This is a genomic window from Halotalea alkalilenta (assembly GCF_001648175.1).
Taxonomy (GTDB): domain Bacteria; phylum Pseudomonadota; class Gammaproteobacteria; order Pseudomonadales; family Halomonadaceae; genus Halotalea; species Halotalea alkalilenta_A.
In genome coordinates, this window is record NZ_CP015243.1 from 941,936 (window position 1) to 961,972 (window position 20,037).

Here is a 20,037-nt window from a genome sequence, read left to right on the forward strand (position 1 = left end):
CGGCTCCAGCCGGCCGGGCCTTGCTGGCCCGGCTCCGCTCAATCTCAGCGTCGGCGCCTCGGCCGGGTACGGCCATCGCCGGGATGGAGCTGGAAGAAGATCATCGACGCCAGCATCGCCATGGCGCCGACCGCGAGGAATGTCGCGGCGAAGGCGTCGAGCACCGTGCGCGCATCGCCCTCGCCGCCAGCGCTGAAGCCGCCGAGCAGCGCCGCCGAGCTTGCGACCCCCATACCGATCGAGAGCTGCATCACCACCGCCAGCAGGCTGTTGCCGCTGGCGGCATTGTCGCCCTCGAGATCGATCAGGGTGATGGTGTTCATCGCAGTGAACTGCAGCGAGTTGACCAGGCCCAGCGCCGAGAGCTGGAGCAGCAGCAGCCAGTAGGGAGTGGCGGGGCCGAGCAGGCCCAGGCTCATGATCAGTGCGCCGAGCAGCAGCGTGTTGGCCACCAGGGTGCGGCGGTAGCCGACGCGGTCGAGCAGCGGTCGCACCAGCGGCTTGGCGAGCATCGCCGCCAGCGTCATCGGGATCATCGACAGCCCCGCGCGCGACGGCGAGAAGCCGAGGCCTACCTGCAGCAGCAGCGGGATCAAAAACGGCAGCGCGCCATTGCCGAGGCGGGCGAAGAGGTTGCCGATGATGCCGACGGTGAAGGTACGGATGCGAAACAGCGTCGGTGAGAACAGCGGCTCGTCGATGCGCAGCGCGCGTAGCCAGTAGGCGGCCAGGCAGCCGAGCCCCGCTACCAGTAGCAGCACCACCCTCGGCCCCGAGAGATGCATGTCGCCAAGGCCTTCGAGCGCGAGTGAAAGCGAGAGCGTGGCGGCGGAGAACAGCACGAAGCCGGCGCCATCGAAGCGCTGGCGGCGTTCGCGGCGAAAGTCGGGCATCAAGCGCGCGCTCAGCATGCAGCCGATCACGCCGATCGGCAGGTTGATCAGGAAGATCCAGTGCCAGGAGAGATACTCCACCAGCCAGCCGCCAACCGTGGGGCCCGCCAGCGGGCCGATCAGCGCCGGCACGGTGACGAAGCTCATCACGCGTACCAGCTCGCTGCGTGGGAAGGCGCGCAGGATGGTCAGCCGCCCGACCGGTACCATCAGCGCGCCGCCGAACCCCTGGATCACCCGCGAGACGATCAGCGCCGACAGGCTCTCCGACAGTGCGCAGAACAGCGAGCCGAGGGTGAAAAGCGCAATTGCGATGCAGAATACCCGGCGGCTGCCGAAGCGATCGGCGATCCAGCCGGAGGTCGGGATCAGTGCCGCCACGGTGAGGATGTAGGCGATCACCACCGACTGCATGCGCAGCGGGTTCTGACCGAGGTCGTGGGCCATCGCCGGCAGGGCGACGTTGAGGATGGTGGCATCGAGCGACTGCATGAAGAACGCCACCGCGATCAGCCAGGGCAGCAGCCGGGCGGTGTTCGGGTCGAGCGTGCGGGATACCTCCATGCCACCGGGCTCCTTGGTGCGGTCACTCCTGCGTGCGTGGCGTGCGTCGCCGCGCGCGCGGGTGGGCTTTGTCGTAGGTTTCGGCGAGATGCTGCCAGTCGAGCCGAGTGTAGATCTGGGTGGTGCTCAGGTGGGCATGGCCGAGCAGCTCCTGCACCGCGCGCAGGTCATGGCTCGATTCGAGCAGATGGCTGGCGAAGGAGTGGCGCAGGCGATGGGGATGCAGACGCTCGGGCAGACCACGCTCGACCGCCAGGCGTGCAAGCCGCAGCTGTACCGCACGGGGCCCGAGACGATCGCCGCGCTGACCGACGAACAGCGCAGTCTGCGCAGGGCCTGTGAGCTGGCGCCTGGCCTCGAGCCAGGCCGCGAGCGCCTGATGGGCGCGGCGGCCGACCGGCACCTGGCGCGGTTTACCGCCCTTGCCCCACACCCGCACCCGCTGCTCATCGAGATCGCCGAGATCGAGCCCGACCAGCTCGGAGAGCCGCAGGCCCGAGGAGTAGAAGAGCTCGAGGATCGCCTGGTCGCGTATCGAAAGCACGGAGCCATCGTGGGGGCAGTCGAGGAAGTGCTGGATCAGATCGACATCGACCGGGCGCGGCAGCGTGCGGGTCGGCACCGGGGTATCGAGCAGCCGCGCTGGGTTGCGCTGGATCAGCCCTCGCTCGATCAGCGCATCGCAGAAGCGTCGCAGCGCGGCCTGTCGCCTAGCCAGGGTGCGGCCTGAGAGGCCTCGGCTGCGCTCGTGGCCGAGATAGCGGCGCACCAGGGCGACGTCGAACCAGCGCCAGTGCTGGTCGGAGAGCCCCGCCTGGCGCTCGACGAAGGTGGCGAAGCCGCTGAGATCCCGGCGATAGGCATCGATGGTCGCCGCGCGCTGACGGCTGGAGAGCTGCGCGATGAAGCGCTCGAGCTCGGCGCGAAGCGCACTGTTGGCTGGGTCTGCGCTCATGGCCTCGGTATCTTCAGCGCCGCGACTGCTGGAGCAGGCGGCCGACCACTTCGCCGAGATAGTCGACGAACAGCGTGTCGAGCGTCGGGTTGAAGCGCTCCCGCGAGGGAGTGGCGAGCAGCAGGTAGCCACTGTGGTGGCCGATCGAGAGGCGGGTGATCACCCCCGAGCCCTGGTTCGCGACGCCGAGCGGGTGGGTCGGCAGGAGCCGGCGCCACTGCTCGGCATCGAGCGCCACGCAGCGGCAGTGGCGGCCTTCGAGCAGCGCCTCGAGCAGCGCTGCGGTAGCGCTATCCAGCCCATGCTGCGGCGGGGTCAGCTCGCCGTCTTCCGGCATCGGACGCCACACCGCCATCGCTGGGATCTCGAACTGGTCGCCGAGCTGGTCGGCGAGGGCGTGGAGCACGGCGTCGTCGCCTTCACTCTCGAGCAGTGCCAGCACCAGTGCGCGCAGCTGGCGATACTGGATCTCGGTGTCGCGCGCGGTATCGAGCAACCCCTGCAGCCGGCGTTCGACCTGCTCGAGCCTGCGGCGCATCACCAGGGTCTGGCGCTCGAGCAGCGACACCGCGCCGCGACCGGCGTCGGGGTGGGGCACCTTCAGGCGCTCGAGCAGCGCGTCGCGGCCGACGAAGAACTCAGGGTGGGTCTCGAGCCACTCGGCGACCCGCTGGGGGTCGAGGATATCGCTCATCTCGCGTGCGTTCATAGCTCGAGCCTGCCGTCGAAGACCTTTTCGGCCGGGCCGGTCATCACCACTTGGTGGCCTTCGCCTGGCCATTCGATCGTCAGTCGTCCACCGGGCAGCTCGACCTCGACGCGCTGGTCGAGCAGGCCCTGCTGGATGCCCGTGACCACTGCGGCGCAGGCGCCGGTGCCGCAGGCCAGGGTCTCGCCGACGCCGCGCTCGAATACCCGCAGGCGGATGTGGCGCCGATCGACCACTTCCATGAAGCCGACGTTGACCCGGTTGGGAAAGCGGCGGTGCGATTCGAGCACCGGGCCGAGGGTGGCGACCGGCGCAGTGGCCACCGAGTCGACCAGCAGCACCGCATGAGGATTGCCCATCGAGACCACGCCGAACTCGACCTGCTCGATGCCGTCGATCGGGGTGTCGAGGCGCAGCTGGTGCTTGGGCCCATCGTGTTTTGCCTCGAACGGTACCTGCGACGCTTCGAGCACCGGCGTGCCCATCTCGACCGTGATCCGGTCGTCGCTACCCACCTTGAGCGTGAGCGGGCCGCCGCTGGTCTCGACCTTGAGCTCGCGCTTTCTGGTCAGGCGCTGGTCGAGGACGAAGCGCGCGAAGCAGCGCGCGCCGTTGCCGCAGTTCTCGACCTCGCCGCCGTCGGCGTTGAAGATCCGGTAGCGGAAATCCATGTCCGGGTGGCGCGGCGGCTCGACCAGCAGCAGCTGGTCGAAGCCGATGCCGAAGTGGCGGTCGGCGAGCTCGCGCACCTGGTGGCTGTCGAGGCGCGCGCGCTGGGTCACCAGATCGACGACCATGAAGTCGTTGCCCAGTCCATGCATCTTGGTGAAGTGTAGAAGCATCTTCTCAAGCCTCGGTCTGTCAGCGCCTCAGGGCAGTCGCCGCTCACCGGCCCACAGCTGGGCCAGCGGTTCGCGTTCTCGCACGAGGAAGGCCTGATCATCGTCGACCATCACCTCGGCGGGACGCGCCCGGGTGTTGTAGTTCGACGCCATGGTGAAAGCGTAGGCGCCGGCCGAGCCGACCGCGAGCAGGTCGCCGGCGGCGAGTTCGAGTTCGCGCTGCTTGCCGAGAAAATCGCCCGACTCGCACACCGGACCGACGATGTCGTAGGCCGCGCGCGTGCGCGCCACGCCGTCGTCACGCTGATCGACCCGCTCGATACGCATCCACGCCTGGTAGAGCGCCGGGCGGATCAGGTCGTTCATGCCCGCGTCGATGATCGCGAAATGCTTGGTCTCGGCGGGTTTCAGGAACTCGACCCGGGTCAGCAGCACGCCGGCGTTGGCAGCGATCGAGCGACCCGGCTCGAAGATCAGCTCGAGCTCGCGGGTCAGCGCGCTGCGCGCCAGCCGTTCGCGCAGCGCGCAGATGTAGTGCGCTGGGCTGGGCGGGGTCTCGCCGTTGTAGTCGACGCCGAGGCCGCCGCCGAGGTCGAGGTGCCTGAGCCGGATGCCGTCGGCGGCGAGCCGCTCGACCAGGGTGATCAGCCGCTCCAGGGCATCCATGAACGGTGCCAGCTCGGTCAGCTGCGAGCCGATGTGGCAGTCGACCCCGACCACCTCGAGGTGATCGAGCGCCTGGGCGCGAGCGTAGATCGCCGGCGCGTCACCGATCGCGATGCCGAACTTGTTGTCCTTGAGCCCGGTGGAGATGTACGGGTGGGTGCCGGCGTCGACGTCGGGATTGACGCGCAGCGACACCGGCGCGCGCAGGCCCAGCCGTGCCGCGCAGGCGTTCAGCCGTTCGAGCTCGGGGAGCGATTCGACGTTGAAGCACTTGATCCCGAGTTCAAGGGCGCGGGCCATCTCGTCGTCCCGTTTGGCAACGCCTGAGAACACCACCTTGGCGGGGTCGCCGCCGGCGGCGACCACCCGCTCGAGCTCACCGAGCGAGACGATGTCGAAGCCGGCGCCCAGGCGCGCGAGCAGATCGATCACCGCCAGGTTCGAATTGGCCTTGAGCGCGTAGCAGACCAGATGGGGGCAGCCCTCGAGCGCTTGCTCGTAGGCCAGGAAGTGCTCGCTGAACGCGGCCCTCGAGTAAACGTAGCAGGGCGTGCCGAAGCGGCTGGCGAGCTCGCCGAGGGCAATGCCCTCGGCATGCAGCACGCCGTCACGACGAGGGAAGTGCGGGGTCATTGACTCACCCCGCGATCGGTCTGCCCGCCGGCCGCTGGATAGGGGGTGAACGGCACGTTGCGCCAGCGCTCGGCGCCGGAGGGCGGCGCGCTGCCTTGAGTGGCCGGCAGGGTCTGCTGGACACGAGGCGGCTCGGGCTGCGGCTGGGGCGCGCTTGCAGCGGGCGCCGGCGCTGCCGGGGCGGCTTCTGGCGTGGCCGGGGTTTCCGGCATGGCCGGAGCGACGGGCGTGGCCGCGGGCGGCGTCACTGGTGCCGGGGCCGGCTCGGCGGGCTGGCTCGGCGCAGCTTCGCTCGATTCCGGCCCGGTCGCGGGCTGCTCCTGCGGCTGCTCCTGCTCTTGCTGCGACTCTTCGATCGGCCGGCCCTGCTCGTCGATGCCGTAGGCATTGCCCGGGTCATACCGCTCGCGTGCTTCCTGGTCGTCGGGCATGTAGAGCGGGCCGGTCTGGCCGCAGCCGGCCAGCACCAGGACCAGCGATGCCAAGGTCAAACGGCTCGCGCGGGAGATGATCATCGACGTGCCTCCCGGCCGGCGAGGGCCTCCCGGGCGCGTTGGGCCGCGGCGCGGACCTGATCCGGCGCGGTGCCACCGATATGGTTGCGCGCCGCCACCGAGCCCTCTAGCGTCAGCACCTCGAACACGTCCGCTTCGATCACGGTGGAGAAGCGCCTGAGCGTCTCGAGACTCAGCTCGGAAAGATCCTTGCGCTGCTCGATGCCGTAGGCGACGGACTTGCCGACCACCTCGTGGGCATCGCGGAAGGCCACGCCCTTGCGCACCAGGTAATCGGCCAGGTCGGTGGCGGTCGAATAGCCGCGTCGCGCCGCCTCGAGCATGTTGTCGCGCTTCGGCTCGATCGCCGGAACCATGTCGGCGAAGGCGCGCAGGCAGCCCTTGATCGTGTCGATGGTGTCGAACAGCGGCTCCTTGTCCTCCTGGTTGTCCTTGTTGTAGGCCAACGGCTGCGATTTCATCAGGGTCAGGAGGCTGGTCAGGTGACCATAGACGCGCCCTGTCTTGCCGCGCACCAGTTCGGGCACATCGGGATTTTTCTTCTGTGGCATGATCGAGGAGCCGGTGCAGAAGCGATCGGGCAGGTCGATGAAGTCGAACTGCGAACTGGTCCACAGCACCAGCTCTTCGCTCATCCGTGACAGGTGCATGGCCAGGATGCTGGCGAAAGCGGTGAACTCGATCGCGAAATCGCGATCGCTGACCGAGTCCAGCGAGTTCTCGCTCGGGCGCTCGAAGCCGAGCAGCTCGGCGACGTAGTGGCGATCGATCGGGTAGGTGGTGCCGGCCAGGGCGGCGGCGCCCAGCGGCAGGACGTTGACCCGCTTGCGGCAGTCGGCGAGGCGCTCCTGGTCGCGAGCAATCATCTCCTGCCAGGCCAGCAGGTGGTGGCCGAAGCTCACCGGCTGTGCCGCCTGCAAGTGGGTGAAGCCGGGCATGATGGTGTCGGCTTCCTTGGCGGCGAGCTCGATCATGCCGTGGCGCAGGCGCGAGAGCTCGGTATCGATGAAGTCGATTTCATCGCGCAGGTAGAGGCGGATGTCGGTGGCGATCTGGTCGTTGCGCGAGCGCCCCGTATGCAGCTTCTTGCCCACCGCGCCGATCCGATCGGTGAGCCGCGCCTCGACGTTCATGTGGATGTCCTCGAGCGCCACCGACCACTCGACCTCGCCGCGTTCGATCTGCGCTTCGATCTCCTCCAGCCCCTCGACGATCGTCGCCCGCTCCTGTTCGCTCAGTACGCCGACCTTGGCGAGCATGGTGGCATGGGCGATGGAGCCGCGGATGTCATGGTGGTAGAGGCGCTGATCGAAGCTGATCGAGGCGGTGAAGGCGGCGACGAATTCGTCGGTGGGTTCACTGAAGCGCCCGCCCCAGGACTGGTTGGTGTGTTGCGTCATCGGTGTCGTCGTTCCTGGCAGAAAAGAGGCCCCGTTGATGGACCGGGACCGCGTCTCGAGAGTTTCGACCGAGTGTAACAGACTCTCTCCTCCAGCCGCGCCCTGCGGCATTCGACTCGCCATCCGCCCGCGCTGCGGCTTCCCTCGCCCGCCCATCCTGCTTAGGATGCGGGGTCACGATCACCATGATCATCATTCCCGCGATGTTCCCGCAGCACCTCGGCCCGAAAGGTGTGACGACGCGATGAGCCTGATCCATGAAGAGCGCTTCGAGCGCACGCTCGATGCGCTGGTTTCCCGCCATGCTGGCGCAGCCCGGCTCGAGGCCTGGACGTTCGACGACCTCGAGAGCCGGCGTGAAACCGAGCGCAGGCTGGCCGAGGCCGGCGTCAAAGCGCGCATCCGCAGCGCCTACAAGCCGCTGCTGCATTGGTTTCTCGAGGATGCCGACTTGAGCGGCGTTCGCTCGATCGAGGTCGGCTATCCCGTCGTCGCGCCCCCCGCCAATCGATTCCTGCTCGAGGCCTATCCGCTCGCCGCCTTGACCGGCGATGCCGAGCTGAGCTTCACCGCAATCGAGGGCGATGGCCTCGACTACATCGTCGAGCTCGGCTACTTCGATGGACGCAAGGAGCGCCAGCGGGTCTTCGCGCCCAATCACCTGCATCTCGACTTCGTTGCCGAAACCGTGCTCTCGCCGACTGGCTGGGAGCGTGTCGATGGCGATCCCACCGGCCACCGCCTGGAGACCGACTACGAACGGCTGTTCGCCTCGGCGATGCACGCGGTGGTCACGCATGACTGGGGCAGCGAGGAGCCTTATTTCGACGAGTTGAACGTTCGCGTGCGCCTGCCCATCGACGACCAGCGCCTGCCCCATGGCGAGGAGGTGCTGAGCCTGCGCGAAGCGCTGCACGAAGACATCTACTTCTCGCTGCTGGAGGTGTTCCAGCTCAAATCCGCGAGGCCGCTCGGCGATCGCGGGCTCAAGCCGGGCCAGATCGTACCGGAGATCCTGCCCAGCGACGGCCCGGTCGAGCTTTGTATCGAGACCCGGCCGCTGTCGCTCAGGGGCGACCCGACCCCGGAGCAGCAGCGGCTGGAGACCGCCGAACGGCCGCTGAGCATGGCGCAGGTGCGCGCCGAACTCGGGCGGCTCGACGGCGTAGCGTTCCAGGCACTCTCCCGCGCCGGCAGGCTGGTCGAGGCACGCTACATCGAGGGCGGCGACGTGCCGGTGATGATCAGCGGCGGCCAGCATGCCAACGAAACCACCGGGGTCGTCGGCGCCCTGCGCGCGGCGCATGTGCTGGCCGAGCGCAGTGGGGCGCACTTTACCGTCGCACCGCTGTTGAATCCCGACGGCTATGCGCTGCACCAGCGGCTGAGCATCGACAACCCGCGGCACATGCACCATGCCGCGCGCTACACCGCACTGGGCGATGATCTCGACTACCGCCTACGCGGAGAGAGCGAGGAGCGTCTCGGCGAAAAGCGGGTCAGGATCGAGGCCGAGCGGTTGAGCGCAGCCAAGCTCCACGTCAACCTGCATGGCTATCCCTCGCACGAATGGACCCGGCCGCTCTCAGGCTACGTACCGCGCGGCTTCGCGGCGTGGACGTTGCCCAAGGGCTTCTTCCTGATCGTGCGTCATCACCCGGACTGGGAGCAGGCGGTCGAGCAGCTGCTGGACGAGGTGACCTCGAGGCTCGGTCGTGTCCCCGGCCTGCTGGCGTTCAATCAGGCGCAGATCCGCTGCTATCAGATCCACGCCAAGACGATGGAGTTTCGCTTCATCAACGGCTTCCCCTGCCTCGTTTTGCTGGACGAGCGCGACAGCGCACCGATCACGCTGATCACCGAGTATCCGGACGAAACGATTTATGGCGAAGCGTTCATCGCCGGCCACACCGCGCAGATGGAGACCGTGCTCGCGGCCTATGACGCCTTCCAAGGCATCGCCGCCGACGGCTTGGATTGAGTTCGTCCGATCAGGCTTACCTCGAACGGATCAACAAGCCGTTCGTCCCGAGCGGCGCCGGTGAGGCCGTGGTTCGACTCGGCTCGTTCCTCGCCGGCTATCCGAGCATCCCGAGTAAGCGAAGCGCATCGAGGGGCACGAACGGATTTTGATGTTTCGGCGCATACCTCTCTCCGTTCGTCCCGAGCGGCGCCGATACGCGCCGAGGTCGAGTCCCGGCTTGGCACTGGGGGCGCCAGTCGAGGGATCGTGCGGCGGCGGTGAGGCCGTGGTTCGACTCGGCTCGTTCCTCGCCGGCTACCCGAGCATCCCGAGTAAGCGAAGCGCATCGAGGGGCACGAACGGGTTTTGATGTTTCGGCGCATACCTCTCCCCGTTCGTCCCGAGCGGCGCCGATACGCGCCGAGGTCGAGTCCCGGCCTGGCACTGGGGGCGCCAGTCGAGGGATCGTGCGGCGGCGGTGAGGCTGTGGTTCGACAGCCCTCGTTCCTCGGGCGCTCACTGCGAACGGGTTTTGATGTTTCCGAGCGACTTGAGCGAGTACCGCGAGTCGAAGGGTCCTCGGGCGCTCTCTGCGAACTTGGCTGGGAGGGCTTAGTCGCTGTGCGAAGGCCAGGTATCGGAGAGCCGATAGCCCTCGGGCCAGGGGTCGGCCGGGTCGAGCAGATGCTGGTGGATGCCGGTGATCCAGGCGCGGCCGGAGATCGATGGCAGGATCGCGATCCGTCCGGCGAGCTCGGTGCGGCCCTGGATGCGGCAGTCGAAGGTCGAGCCGATGATCGAACGCCCGATGAAGCGTTCGCCCTCCGCGAGCTGCCCCTTGGCGTGCAGTACCGCCATACGCGCCGAGCAGCCGGTGCCGCAGGGGGAGCGGTCGATCTTGCCGGGGCGGATGACCACCGCGTTGGTCGCGCAGGCCACCCCGCGCTCGTGAGCCAGCGGCGCTGCGATCTGGCAAAAGGAGATGTGGGCCCAGTCGGGATTGAGTGGATGGGTGAAGCCGAGCTGCTCGTTTGCCGCTCGGGTGATCCTGAGCCCGGTGGCGACCAGCTCGGCCGCTTCGTCGGCGGTGAGCGAGAAGCCCAGTCGCTGGGCGTCGGCGATCACGAAGCTATCGCCGCCGTAGGCGGTATCGACCTTGAGCGAGCCGATACCTTCGACCTCGATCCAGGCATCGAGCCGGTCGGCGAACGATGGCACGTTGCGTATCTCGATGCGCTGCGCCTTGCCGTCGCGGCATTCGGCGATCGCTTCGATCAGCCCTCCGGGCGCTTCCAGCACCAGCCGAGTCTGCGGTTCGGTCATCGCGATCATGCCGGTGTCGAGCAGCACCGTCGCCACGCACAGCGAGTTGGAGCCCGACATCGGGGGCGTATCGGCTGGCTCCATGATGATCCAGCCCATTTGCGCGCGCGCATCCTTCGGCGGCACCAGCAGGTTGACGTGGCGGAACACGCCACCGCGCGGTTCGTTGAGCACGAAGTTGCGCAGGCTGTCGTCGCGGGCGATCCAGCGCGACTGCGCCCACAGGGTGTCGCCCGGCGGCGGCATGACACCGCCGACGATCACGTCGCCGACCTCGCCCTCGGCGTGGCAGCTGACGACATGCACCATCTTGCTCGAACGCATCTGGTTGCTCCTGTGGTGCCAGGGCGTATCGATGCGCCCTAGCGAACCGATTTGAGGAATTCGGCGGTCTCGGGGCGCTGCGGTGCGTTGATCACTTGCGCGGGCGGGCCGATTTCATGCACCAGGCCGTTACGGAAGAACGCCACCCGGTCGGAGACATCGCGGGCGAAGCGGATTTCATGGGTGACCAGCAGCATGGTCATGCCCTCTTCGGCGAGCAGGCGGATGGTGTCGAGCACTTCTCCGACCAGCTGCGGGTCGAGCGCCGAGGTGGCTTCGTCGAACAGCATGTAGTCCGGCGACATCGCCAGCGCCCGCGCGATCGCCATGCGCTGCTGCTGGCCGCCGGAGAGCTTGGAGGGAAACACCTTGAGCTTGTCGCTCAGACCCACGTGGGCGAGCTGCTTCAAGGCGATCTCCTCCGCTTCGGCGCGGCCCAGCCCGAGCACCTTGCGTGGCGCCAGCATCACGTTCTCCAGCACGGTAAGGTGGGGAAAGGCATTCCACTGCTGGAACACGATGCCGATCTTCCGCCGCAGCCGGTTGAGGTCGGTTCCCTTGGCATGCACCTCGATACCGTCGACGCGGATGCTGCCCCGTTGGATCGGCTCCAGCCCGTTGATGCACATCAAAAGCGTCGATTTGCCCGAACCGGAGCCGCCGATGATCGACACCACCTCGCCTTTGGCGACGGTCAGGTCGACGCCCTTGATCACCTCGAGATCGCCGAAGGATTTGTGCACCTGGTCGATTTCAATCATGTTCCTGCCATCTCCTTTCCAATCGCGCCCCCAGGCGTGCGACCACCAGGCTCATGAGGTAATAGATCAGCCCCGCGATGCACAGCACCAGCAGCGGCTCCTGGATCCGCGTGACGATGGTCTGCGAGGCACGCAGCAGCTCGATGATTCCGATCCACATCACCAGCGCCGTGTCCTTCATCACCGACAGCACCAGGTTCAGCCAGCCGGGGAAGGCGACTCTGGTCGCGACTGGCAGCACGATGTAGCGCAAATCCTGCCAGTAGCTCATCCCCAGCGACCTGCTCGCCCGCCGCAGGGCGGGAGGTACCGCGAGCACGCCGCCGCGGACGATCTCGGTGCAGAAGGCCGCGGCGTAGACCCCGAGCACCACGCAGCCGACGGTGAAGGCGCTCCAGTTCAGCCCGACCAGGCTCTTCAGCGAGTTGAACAGCACGAACTGGATCAGCAGCGGCACGCTGCGGAAGACGTCCAGCGCCCAGGACAGCGGCAGGGTGGCGTAGGGCATCGCCGCGCGCAGCAGGCCGAAGACCACGCCGGCCAGCGTGCCGATCAGCATGGCGGCGGCGGTCAGCTTGAGCGTCACCCAGGCGCCCTGGAGCATGAACAGCAGGTCGTTGGTGGTCAGGCTGGTCGAGAACATGGGACCTCCCCGTTAGTAGCGGAACAGGCGCCAGGCCAGCAGGCGGGCGACGAGGACGATGATCTTGGTGATCAGGTAATAGAGCACCGCGGCGATGGCGAAGAACTCGAAGGTGCGGAAGGTGCGCACGTTGTAGTTCTGGGTGACCCCGGTGAGGTCGTCGTTGAGCCCCACGATCACCCCGAGCGAGGTCATCAGCACCGCCCACACCATCTGGTTGGTCAGGGGGTGGTAGACGATACGCAGCAGCTGAGGGAAGACGATCATCCGGTAGGCCTGGAACGCGCTCATGCCCAGCGAGCGTGCCGCACGCATCTGGGTGTCCGGCACCGCCTTGAGTCCGCCGCGAAAGTTCTCCGCCAGATAGCCCGCGTTGTTGAAGGTGATCCCGGCCAGCAGTGCGGCCCAGGAGCTGATGTGCCAGCCGAACGAACCCAGGCCGAAGTAGAGGATGTAGATCTGGAACAGCGATGGGGTATTGCGTGCGATCGATACCCACAGATTGGCGAAGGCCCGCGGTAGCGGATTGTCCATCCTGCGCATCACCGTCAGCGCTAGCGCCAGCAGCACGCCGAGGATCATCGAAAGCGCCGCGGTCTCGAACGTGACCCAGGCACCGGCGAGCATGTCCGGCAGCGCTCTGAGCGCCGAGCGCCACTGGAAGGTGTAGTCGAACATGGCCTCACTCCCCTTCCTTGCGGTCGGCCCGTCGGGCGCGCTGGAGGGAGCGCCACCTCTGGATCAGCTCGCGACCCGCCAGCCGGAGCGTGGCGGTTGCGGTGCCCGCTGGCATCGAGGTGGGTGTCATCGAAGACGCGCTCAGTAGTAGACGCCGGGCACGGTCAGTTCCACCGGCGTGCCGCCCACCCATTTTTCGTAGAGCTCGGCATAGCGGCCGGTGCGCACTTGCTGGTTGACGAACAGGTTGAGGTAGTTGAGCAGGCCGTATTCGCTGCGTCTCGCGGCCAGCGAGACGTAGTCGATCACATAGGGGGCGTCGCCGGCGATCTTGAGTCCGGGATAGCGCCCGGAGTTGACCGTCGCCGCGGCGACGGTATTGGTCACCACGGTGGCTTCGATATGGCCCTGGGCGACGGCCAGCAGGGTATCGTTCTGGGTCTGGTAGGCGCGGAAGCTGCCACCGTCCCAGCCCTCGACGTCCTGCTCCAGGGCGATCGCCTCGTAGGTGCCGCTGGTGTTGCCGACGGCGCGTCCCTCGAGATCGTCATAGCCCTCGATACCCGTGTCCTCGCGGGTCAGCACCACCATCTGGAAGGCGAAGTAGGGCACCGTCATGCCCACGGTCTTGGCGCGCTCGAGGGTGTCCGAGGTCGAGGCGACGATCACGTCGGCGCGATTGGAGACCAGCGCGGGAATACGATCGGGGAAGGGCGTTTCGACCACCTCGGCGTCGACGTCGAGCACCCGCGCCAGATCGTTGCAGTAGTCGACGTCGAAGCCGGCGGGCTGGTTGTTGTCGTCACGAAATCCCATCGGCGGAAAATCCAGGGTCACCGCGCAGCGCAGCGTCCCTGAACTGATGATGTCGTCGAGTTTGTCGGCAAGGGCGTCATCGCTCGTCGATACCGTGAGAACGGTGATCAGAGACAGAGCCAGGGTGTTGTTCTTGATTGTCATTGGAGCCTCTTGGGAACGGTCGTTTTTTCTACTTGTCGTGGCGCCTGCAAGGGAACGGTCGGTACACGGTGCCTCGAAGGAGCGCGCCGATGGATGGGGTGAGCGGGGAGTAAGAGGGTTACAGCTTGCCCGCGGCCAGCGAAGCGGGCTTGAGCCTTTTCGCCGTGCAGGATGACGAAAGCGGCACAGTCGCCGCGAGCTTTTCAGCAAAGCTTCAGCCGGCTGGCGGCACGTTCATCAGTGCAAGCACTGCATCTCGCGGCTCGATTGGTCACCCGCGCGGGCAGATAGCCTAGGCCCCCGGGACGAGCATCGGCGGCCGCTAGACCAGGCCGACGTCGGGCAGGCTCGGGCGGTTGGCCAGTGCCTTGGCCATGATCCGCTCGACGAACGCCCGGTCAGCTTGTGGCAGGGCCAGGCGCGGTGGGCGGGTCAGGGCGCTGCCGCGACCGGCGAGCTCCTCGCAGAGCTTGATGCACTGGACCAGATCCGGGCGGGCATCGAGGTGGAGGATCGGCATCAGCCATTCGTAGATCGGCATCGCCTCATCGAAGCGGCGGGCCTTGGCCAGGCGGAAGATGGTCTCTCCCTCCTGGGGGAACACGTTGGACATCCCGGACACCCAGCCTTCGGCGCCCACCGCGATGCTCTCCAGCACTACGTCGTCGAGGCCGGCGAAGAGGATGAAGCGGTCGCCTACCTCGTTGCGTACATCGATGAAGCGGCGGGTATCGCCGGAGGAGTCCTTGAAGCACACCACGTTGTCGCAGTCGGCCAGTGAGATCAGGATTTCCGGGGTGACGTCGTTTTTGTAGATCGGGGGATTGTTGTAGACCATCAGCGGCAGGTCGGCGTTTCTCGCTACATAGCGATAGTGCTCCGCAGTCTCGAATGGCTTGGACGAGTAGACCAGTGCCGGCATCAGCATCACGCCATCGACGCCCACTCGCTTCACCGCGTTGGCCGCTTTGGCCGCCTGCGCGCTGGTGAACTCGGCGACCCCGCAGATCACCGGTACACGGCCCTTGGCGGCATCCACGGCGACCTCGGTGACAGCGATCTTCTCATCCAGCGTCAGGGAGGTGTTTTCACCGACCGAGCCGCAGACCACCAGGCCGGAAACACCGTCACGCACGAGATTGGAAATGACCCTGTGGGTGGCTTCGAGGTTGACGGAGAAATCGTCGTTGAATTGGGTGGTGACGGCGGGAAAGACGCCGCTCCAGTCGATGGTTCCACGGCTCATGGGGTGACGTTCCTGTGATCGATGGGGTCAAGGCGGCGAGGCCACAGCGTCGAGGGCCTCGCCGCGACATCGATCCAGAGTGACCGCCCGAGCGTCGGCTGGCTTGAGCCTTTTCCCCGCTCGGGATGACGAAATCCGCACAGCGTGCGCGGTGACGCCGGCGGGGGCTGAGCGCTCAGCGGATGATCGAGAGGCGGAACTGTCGCGGAGTCACCCCGGTGAGCGATTTGAACTGGCGGCTGAAGGCGCTGTGATCGGTGTAGCCGCAGCGCAGCGCGATCTCGGTGATCGGCAGCTCCCCCTCGGCGAGCAGCCGGCAGGCGTGTTCGAGTCGCGCCTTGTGGATCATCTGGCGCGGGGTCAGGTGGAATATCCGCTTGCAATAGCGCTCGAGCTGGGCGACCGAGAGCTTCGCCAGGCGGGTGAGCTCCTCCATTCCGATCGCGCGGGAAAAATGGCTGCGGATATAGGCATCGACCAGCGCCAGGCGTTGGAACGCGGGGTGATCGGCCCGGGCGTCCTGGAGGTCGTGGGAGATCCCGGTCATGCCGATGATCCGCTCCTCTCGATCGAGCAGCGGCAGCTTGTAGGTCAAACACCACCCAGGCTCACGGCCGGAGAACAGATGCAGTTCGAGCTGCTCGTGGATCACCGCGCCATGATCGAGCACTTGGCGGTCCTGCTCGGTATAGCCGGGTCCCAGGGAGGCGGGAAACACTTCCTTGGAGGTCTTGCCGAGCAGCGGTGCGATACGCCTGAAGCCGCAGCGCTGGGCGAGGGTGAGGTTGGCGTGCACATAGCGTGCCTGCGGGTCCTTGATGAAGAACACGACCCCTGGGATGGCATCGAGCAGCGGCCCGATCGGCTCGAGTGCGTCGAGCAGCGTATCCAGGTTGCGCGGGCGCTGGCGTGCAAGCCCCGCGCCCAAGGCCGCCAGTGGAGGATGCTGGGTATCGCTACCGGTACGGGGTATCAAAGGGGTGAAGAAGCGCCTGGATACGCCAGCGCCGCTGTGTCCGATCGCAAGCATGGGGATTCTCCCGGTTCGCTCATTATTGTCGTTGTATTCGCCTGTCGCCGGGCTTCGTCGCTGCCTCGGAGGCGGCGGCGGCTTGGATGTCAAGCTTGCCCTGTGTCTGACGATACGCGCCCTTGGGCTACTCTTGCACCTCCTTCATGCCACCGAGCAGCAGGCTGTCGATGCGCGCCGGCGACAGCGGCGGCCGTGGAGGCGGCGGCGGCCAGCCGAACAGCTGCGCGGTCGCCGCGGCGCATACCCGACCCTGGCAGGCGCCCATCCCGCAGCGGCTGGCAAGCTTCGCGCGGCGCCAGTCGGAGTGCGTCTCGAGCTCGCCGAGGGTAACTTCCTCGCAGCGGCATACCAGCGTGGTGGCGCGACGCGGCGGCAGGCGGCTCGAATCGAGCGCGAAATGCTGCTCCAACTGGGCGGCGAAGGCTTGCCAGCGTGCGCGGCGCCGGCTCAGCGCGGCGGCGAGAGGGTACTGGTCGGCGGCGGCCAATCCGGCGATCCGCCCTTCGATCAGTGCCAGCTCGCTGCCGCCGGGGCCGGTGCATTCGCCGGCGGCGTAGACACCCGCAACTGAAGTGGCCTGGTGCTGGTCGACCGAGATGCCCCGCTCGCCCAGCGCACAGCCGAGCAGCTGGGCGAGCTCGGTGTTGGCGACCAGGCCGAAGCCACAGGCGAGGCGGTCACAAGCGATCTCCCGGCGCTCGCCGAGGGATTCGATCACCACGGCTTCGAGCCTCCGCTCGCCCAGCGCTTCTATCAATCGGCTGGCGGCGCGATAGCGCGGGCTCGCCAGCGCTATCGCCTGGGCCAGCTTGGCGGGCCATCGCCATAGCTCCATGGTGAAGCTGGCCAGTTCGCTCCAGGGCGCCTGTTCGGCCAGCGCTACCAGCCGGCCCCGCTGCGCGCGAACCGTCGCCGCGCAGGCCAGCAGCAGCGGGCCGCTGCCGGCGATCGCGATCCGCTCGCCACGCACCGTCAGCCCGCCTTTGATCAGCGCCTGCAGGCCGCCGGCGCCGGTCACCCCAGGCAGGGTCCAGCCGGGAAACGGCAGCAGCCGTTCACGGGCGCCGGTGCACAGCAGCAGGCGGTGATAGTCGATCACCCCGGCATCGTGCTCGCGTTCGACCAGCAGCCGCCGCGGCGTGGGTGCGTCGATCACCCGGGTGGCGCTGCAAAGGCGCAGTCCAGGCAGCCGCTCGAAGCGCTCGCGCAGCGCCCGCGCACGCGGCGGCAGGTTGACCCTCGGGCCGCCGCGCCAGATCTGGCCCCCCGGCGCGGGGTTATCGTCGATCACCACCACGCTGATGCCATGGTCAGCGGCGGCGCAGGCGGCGGCCATGCCGGCCGGGCCGGCGCCTACGATCAGCAGTTCGCACTCTCTCGGCAGCCGCTCGTTCATCGTGTCCTTTCCACTTTCATGCCCTCACGGATCAGCGTCACGCAGGCCAGCCGGCGTCGGCCGTCGATGCATACCCGGCACTCCTGGCAGATGCCCATGCCGCAAAACGGTGCGCGCGGGCGGCCGGCGAGGTCGCTTCGGGCGTGGTCGTCACCGCTGGCGGCGAGTGCGGCGGCAACGCTGGTGCCCTCCGGCAGGACGAGGGCTTCGCCGTCGAGGATCAGCCGGATCATCGTCGCCCTTCCGCGGCCGCTGGTGCGCTGGCCTGGAAGCGTTCGAAACGGTAGGGCAGCGGGTCGAGAGGGGGATGCTCGCCGAGCACCTCGGCGCGGATCAGCGCCGCGGTGCTCGGTGCGGTGGTCACGCCGAGGCCTTCGTGGCCGAGCGCGAGCCACAGGCCCTCGCGTTCGGGGTGGCGACCGATGATCGGTAGCCCATCCGGGGTGGCGGCGCGAAACCCGGTCCAGGCACGGATCGCGTTGAGCTCGCCGAGCGCTGGCAGGTAGCCGCGGGCGCGTTCGAGCATGCGTGCGAGCAGCGCGGGCTCGACGCAGGGGTCGAGGGTGTCGAACTGGCGGGTCGAGCCGATCAGCAGCTGGCCGGTGGGGCGCGCCTGGAGGTTGAAGGCCACCGAGGTACCCTGGCCGCTATGGGCGCTGGCGCCGTAGCCGAGCTCGACCAGCTGATGCGAGATCCGGCCGGGATAGCGGTCGGTGATCAGCAGGTGGCCCTTCTTCGCTGCGATCGGTAGCCCTTCGAGCAGCGCACCGGCCTGCAGACCCGCTGCCAGCACGATCACCTGGGCCCCCAGCCTGCGGCCGTCGGCGAGATACACCTTTTGATCCTCGAGCGCGGCCACCTGGGCGCGCTCGAGGGTGATGCCGACGGATTCCAGCAGCCAGTCGGCGACACGGGGCGCGTAGAGGATCGCATCGCTTTCGACCCTCAGTGCGCCGCTGAGCCCAGGGCGCAGCAGCGGTTCGAGTGCGGCCAGCCGGGTGGGATTGATCAGCTCGCTGCCTATGCCTGCCATGGCGAGCGCGGCGCGTTTGTCGTCGGCGGTGGCGAGGTCGTCCTCGTTCTCGGCCAGCCACAGCGTGCCGCAGCGATGGTAAGCGCCGCTCGCCGGCAGGCTCGGGGCCAAGGCGCGCCAGCGCGTGAGCGAATCGCTGCACAGTGCAAGCTCGGCGGCGTTGCCATCGAGGCTGACCAGATGGCCCATGCCCGCGGCGGTGGCGGCGGGCAGGCCGGCATCGACCACGCGCACCGAGAGACCCGCCAGGGCCAGCGCATGGGCGCAGCTGGCGCCGATGATGCCGGCGCCGATCACTATCGCATCGCTCACCGCGTGATGCCCCAGGCGAAGGGATCACTCGGGTCGATCAGCAGGGTCGACTCCCCGCTCAGGTGGGCTTGGCCGCGAATGGTGGGAATCAGCTGCTCTTCCTGCCATTCATAGTGGGCTTCGAAGCGGCTGCCGATCACGCTCGCTTGATGCCATGGCTGGTGAGGTGCGAGCAGGCCGTCGGCGGCGAGGCAGGCGAGCTTGGCGCTGGTGCCGGTACCGCAGGGCGAGCGGTCGTACTCCCCGCCGGGGCAGAGCACGAAGCTTCGGCTGTCGGCCTCGGGGTCGGCGGCGAACAGCTCGATGTGGTCGATCTGCGCACCGTGCGCGGCGCGAATCCCCGCCTGCTCGAGCGCCTTGAGCAATACGCGTGAATATGTGGTCAAAGTGTCGAGATTGTCGGCGGCGATCCTTTGGCCATGGTCTGCGACCAAAAAGAACCAGTTGCCGCCCCAGGCGATGTCGCCGCGCACCTCGCCATGGCCGGGCACCGTCACCTGGACATCCTTGGCGAATCGATAGGCGGGTACGTTGCGCACGCTCACCGAGCCGTCCGGGTGGAGGGTGGCGAGTACATTGCCCACCGGCGTCTCGATCCGGTGCTCGCCGGGACCCATCCGGCCGAGATGGGCGAGGGCGGTGATCAGGCCGATGGTGCCGTGACCGCACATGCCGAGATAACCGGTATTGTTGAAGAAGATCACTCCGGCGCTGGCGGTCGGATCGAAAGGGGTGCAGAGCAGGGCGCCGACCATCGCCTCGCTGCCGCGCGGCTCGAGCACGCAAGCGCGCCGCCAGTGGTCATGGTCGCGGGCGAGCAAGGCACGGCGTGCGTCGAGTGGACCGTCGCCGAGCGCGGGGAAACCGTCGATGACCAGGCGGGTCGGTTCGCCGCCGGTATGAGTGTCGATGATCGAGATGCGCTGCATGGTGGGGTCCTGGCCTGTGAGCTAGACCCCAGCATCTCGCGCCCGGTCGGCCCCGGGCTTGTGGCTTTTCTCTTCCCGGGATGACGAAATCGGCACATTGCCCGGCACGAGGAGAGGTGGTACTTGAGAAGGTACGACAGGCGGCTTTCGGCCGAATCTGGTGCCCGGGCGGTGGAGTTCCTTCAACCATCCATCGATGATCTGGTGGTCAAAGTCCTACTCGATGCCTGACAGCCTTGCTGTCGAGGGCGTGCTGGAG

19 protein-coding genes are annotated in these 20,037 nt (G+C 67.5%); 1 reads left to right on the forward strand and 18 read right to left on the reverse strand.

Annotation, left to right across the window (positions count from 1 at the left end; genetic code table 11):
• Window positions 1-44: 44 nt before the first annotated feature.
• Genes mdtD through argH form a run of 7 tightly spaced genes read right to left on the reverse strand, consistent with a single transcriptional unit; the run spans window position 45 to window position 7,177 of the window.
• Window positions 45-1,457, reverse strand: a complete 1,413-nt coding sequence (mdtD, locus tag A5892_RS04170; RefSeq protein ID WP_064121732.1) for a multidrug transporter subunit MdtD — start codon at window positions 1,455-1,457, stop codon at window positions 45-47.
• Between the two features lie 22 nt (window positions 1,458-1,479).
• Window positions 1,480-2,412: a tyrosine recombinase XerC gene (locus tag A5892_RS04175; RefSeq protein ID WP_064121733.1), complete on the reverse strand. Its 933-nt coding sequence runs from the start codon at window positions 2,410-2,412 to the stop codon at window positions 1,480-1,482.
• A 13-nt stretch (window positions 2,413-2,425) separates the two neighbouring features.
• Window positions 2,426-3,121, reverse strand: a complete 696-nt coding sequence (locus tag A5892_RS04180) for a DUF484 family protein (RefSeq protein ID WP_064121734.1) — start codon at window positions 3,119-3,121, stop codon at window positions 2,426-2,428.
• A complete protein-coding gene (dapF, locus tag A5892_RS04185) occupies window positions 3,118-3,963 on the reverse strand; it encodes a diaminopimelate epimerase (RefSeq protein WP_064121735.1) in 846 nt (281 codons plus the stop codon). Before dapF ends, A5892_RS04180 begins: the two co-directional genes overlap by 4 nt.
• Before the next feature lie 27 nt (window positions 3,964-3,990).
• Entirely contained in the window at window positions 3,991-5,262 is a 1,272-nt protein-coding gene (gene lysA / locus A5892_RS04190) for a diaminopimelate decarboxylase (protein WP_064121736.1), read from the reverse strand.
• Entirely contained in the window at window positions 5,259-5,777 is a 519-nt protein-coding gene (gene lptM / locus A5892_RS20985; RefSeq protein ID WP_064121737.1) for an LPS translocon maturation chaperone LptM, read from the reverse strand. Before lptM ends, lysA begins: the two co-directional genes overlap by 4 nt.
• On the reverse strand, window positions 5,774-7,177 hold the full coding sequence (gene argH, locus A5892_RS04200; protein WP_064121738.1) for an argininosuccinate lyase: 1,404 nt from the start codon (window positions 7,175-7,177) through the stop codon (window positions 5,774-5,776). The genes lptM and argH overlap by 4 nt, the downstream gene beginning before the upstream one ends.
• Window positions 7,178-7,421: 244 nt before the next feature.
• Between argH and A5892_RS04205 the strand changes: the two genes are divergently transcribed.
• A complete protein-coding gene (locus A5892_RS04205) occupies window positions 7,422-9,158 on the forward strand; it encodes a M14 family zinc carboxypeptidase (RefSeq protein WP_064121739.1) in 1,737 nt (578 codons plus the stop codon).
• A gap of 594 nt (window positions 9,159-9,752) precedes the next feature.
• Here the strand turns inward: A5892_RS04205 and A5892_RS04210 are convergent.
• The 11 genes from A5892_RS04210 to A5892_RS04260 form a co-directional block, all read right to left on the reverse strand.
• Window positions 9,753-10,787 carry a trans-3-hydroxy-L-proline dehydratase gene (locus tag A5892_RS04210; RefSeq protein WP_064121740.1) on the reverse strand — a complete coding sequence of 345 codons (1,035 nt, stop codon included), beginning with the start codon at window positions 10,785-10,787 and terminating at the stop codon, window positions 9,753-9,755.
• A gap of 38 nt (window positions 10,788-10,825) precedes the next feature.
• Window positions 10,826-11,548, reverse strand: coding sequence for an amino acid ABC transporter ATP-binding protein (locus tag A5892_RS04215; protein WP_064121741.1), 723 nt, complete (start codon window positions 11,546-11,548; stop codon window positions 10,826-10,828).
• Window positions 11,541-12,191, reverse strand: coding sequence for an amino acid ABC transporter permease (locus A5892_RS04220; protein ID WP_064121742.1), 651 nt, complete (start codon window positions 12,189-12,191; stop codon window positions 11,541-11,543). The genes A5892_RS04215 and A5892_RS04220 overlap by 8 nt, the downstream gene beginning before the upstream one ends.
• Before the next feature lie 12 nt (window positions 12,192-12,203).
• On the reverse strand, window positions 12,204-12,869 hold the full coding sequence (locus tag A5892_RS04225) for an amino acid ABC transporter permease (protein ID WP_064121743.1): 666 nt from the start codon (window positions 12,867-12,869) through the stop codon (window positions 12,204-12,206).
• A 141-nt stretch (window positions 12,870-13,010) separates the two neighbouring features.
• Entirely contained in the window at window positions 13,011-13,829 is an 819-nt protein-coding gene (locus A5892_RS04230) for an ABC transporter substrate-binding protein (RefSeq protein ID WP_223302784.1), read from the reverse strand.
• Between the two features lie 322 nt (window positions 13,830-14,151).
• Entirely contained in the window at window positions 14,152-15,075 is a 924-nt protein-coding gene (locus A5892_RS04235; RefSeq protein WP_064121744.1) for a dihydrodipicolinate synthase family protein, read from the reverse strand.
• Between the two features lie 175 nt (window positions 15,076-15,250).
• Window positions 15,251-16,105 carry an AraC family transcriptional regulator gene (locus tag A5892_RS04240; protein ID WP_082890269.1) on the reverse strand — a complete coding sequence of 285 codons (855 nt, stop codon included), beginning with the start codon at window positions 16,103-16,105 and terminating at the stop codon, window positions 15,251-15,253.
• Window positions 16,106-16,232: 127 nt separating this feature from the next.
• Window positions 16,233-17,504, reverse strand: coding sequence for an NAD(P)/FAD-dependent oxidoreductase (locus A5892_RS04245; protein ID WP_064121745.1), 1,272 nt, complete (start codon window positions 17,502-17,504; stop codon window positions 16,233-16,235).
• Window positions 17,501-17,737 (reverse strand): (2Fe-2S)-binding protein, encoded by a 237-nt coding sequence (locus A5892_RS04250; protein ID WP_150123476.1) that lies wholly within the window; start codon window positions 17,735-17,737, stop codon window positions 17,501-17,503. The genes A5892_RS04245 and A5892_RS04250 overlap by 4 nt, the downstream gene beginning before the upstream one ends.
• A complete protein-coding gene (locus A5892_RS04255; protein WP_223302785.1) occupies window positions 17,734-18,849 on the reverse strand; it encodes an NAD(P)/FAD-dependent oxidoreductase in 1,116 nt (371 codons plus the stop codon). Before A5892_RS04255 ends, A5892_RS04250 begins: the two co-directional genes overlap by 4 nt.
• Entirely contained in the window at window positions 18,846-19,778 is a 933-nt protein-coding gene (locus A5892_RS04260; RefSeq protein ID WP_064121747.1) for a 4-hydroxyproline epimerase, read from the reverse strand. Before A5892_RS04260 ends, A5892_RS04255 begins: the two co-directional genes overlap by 4 nt.
• Window positions 19,779-20,037: the final 259 nt, after the last annotated feature.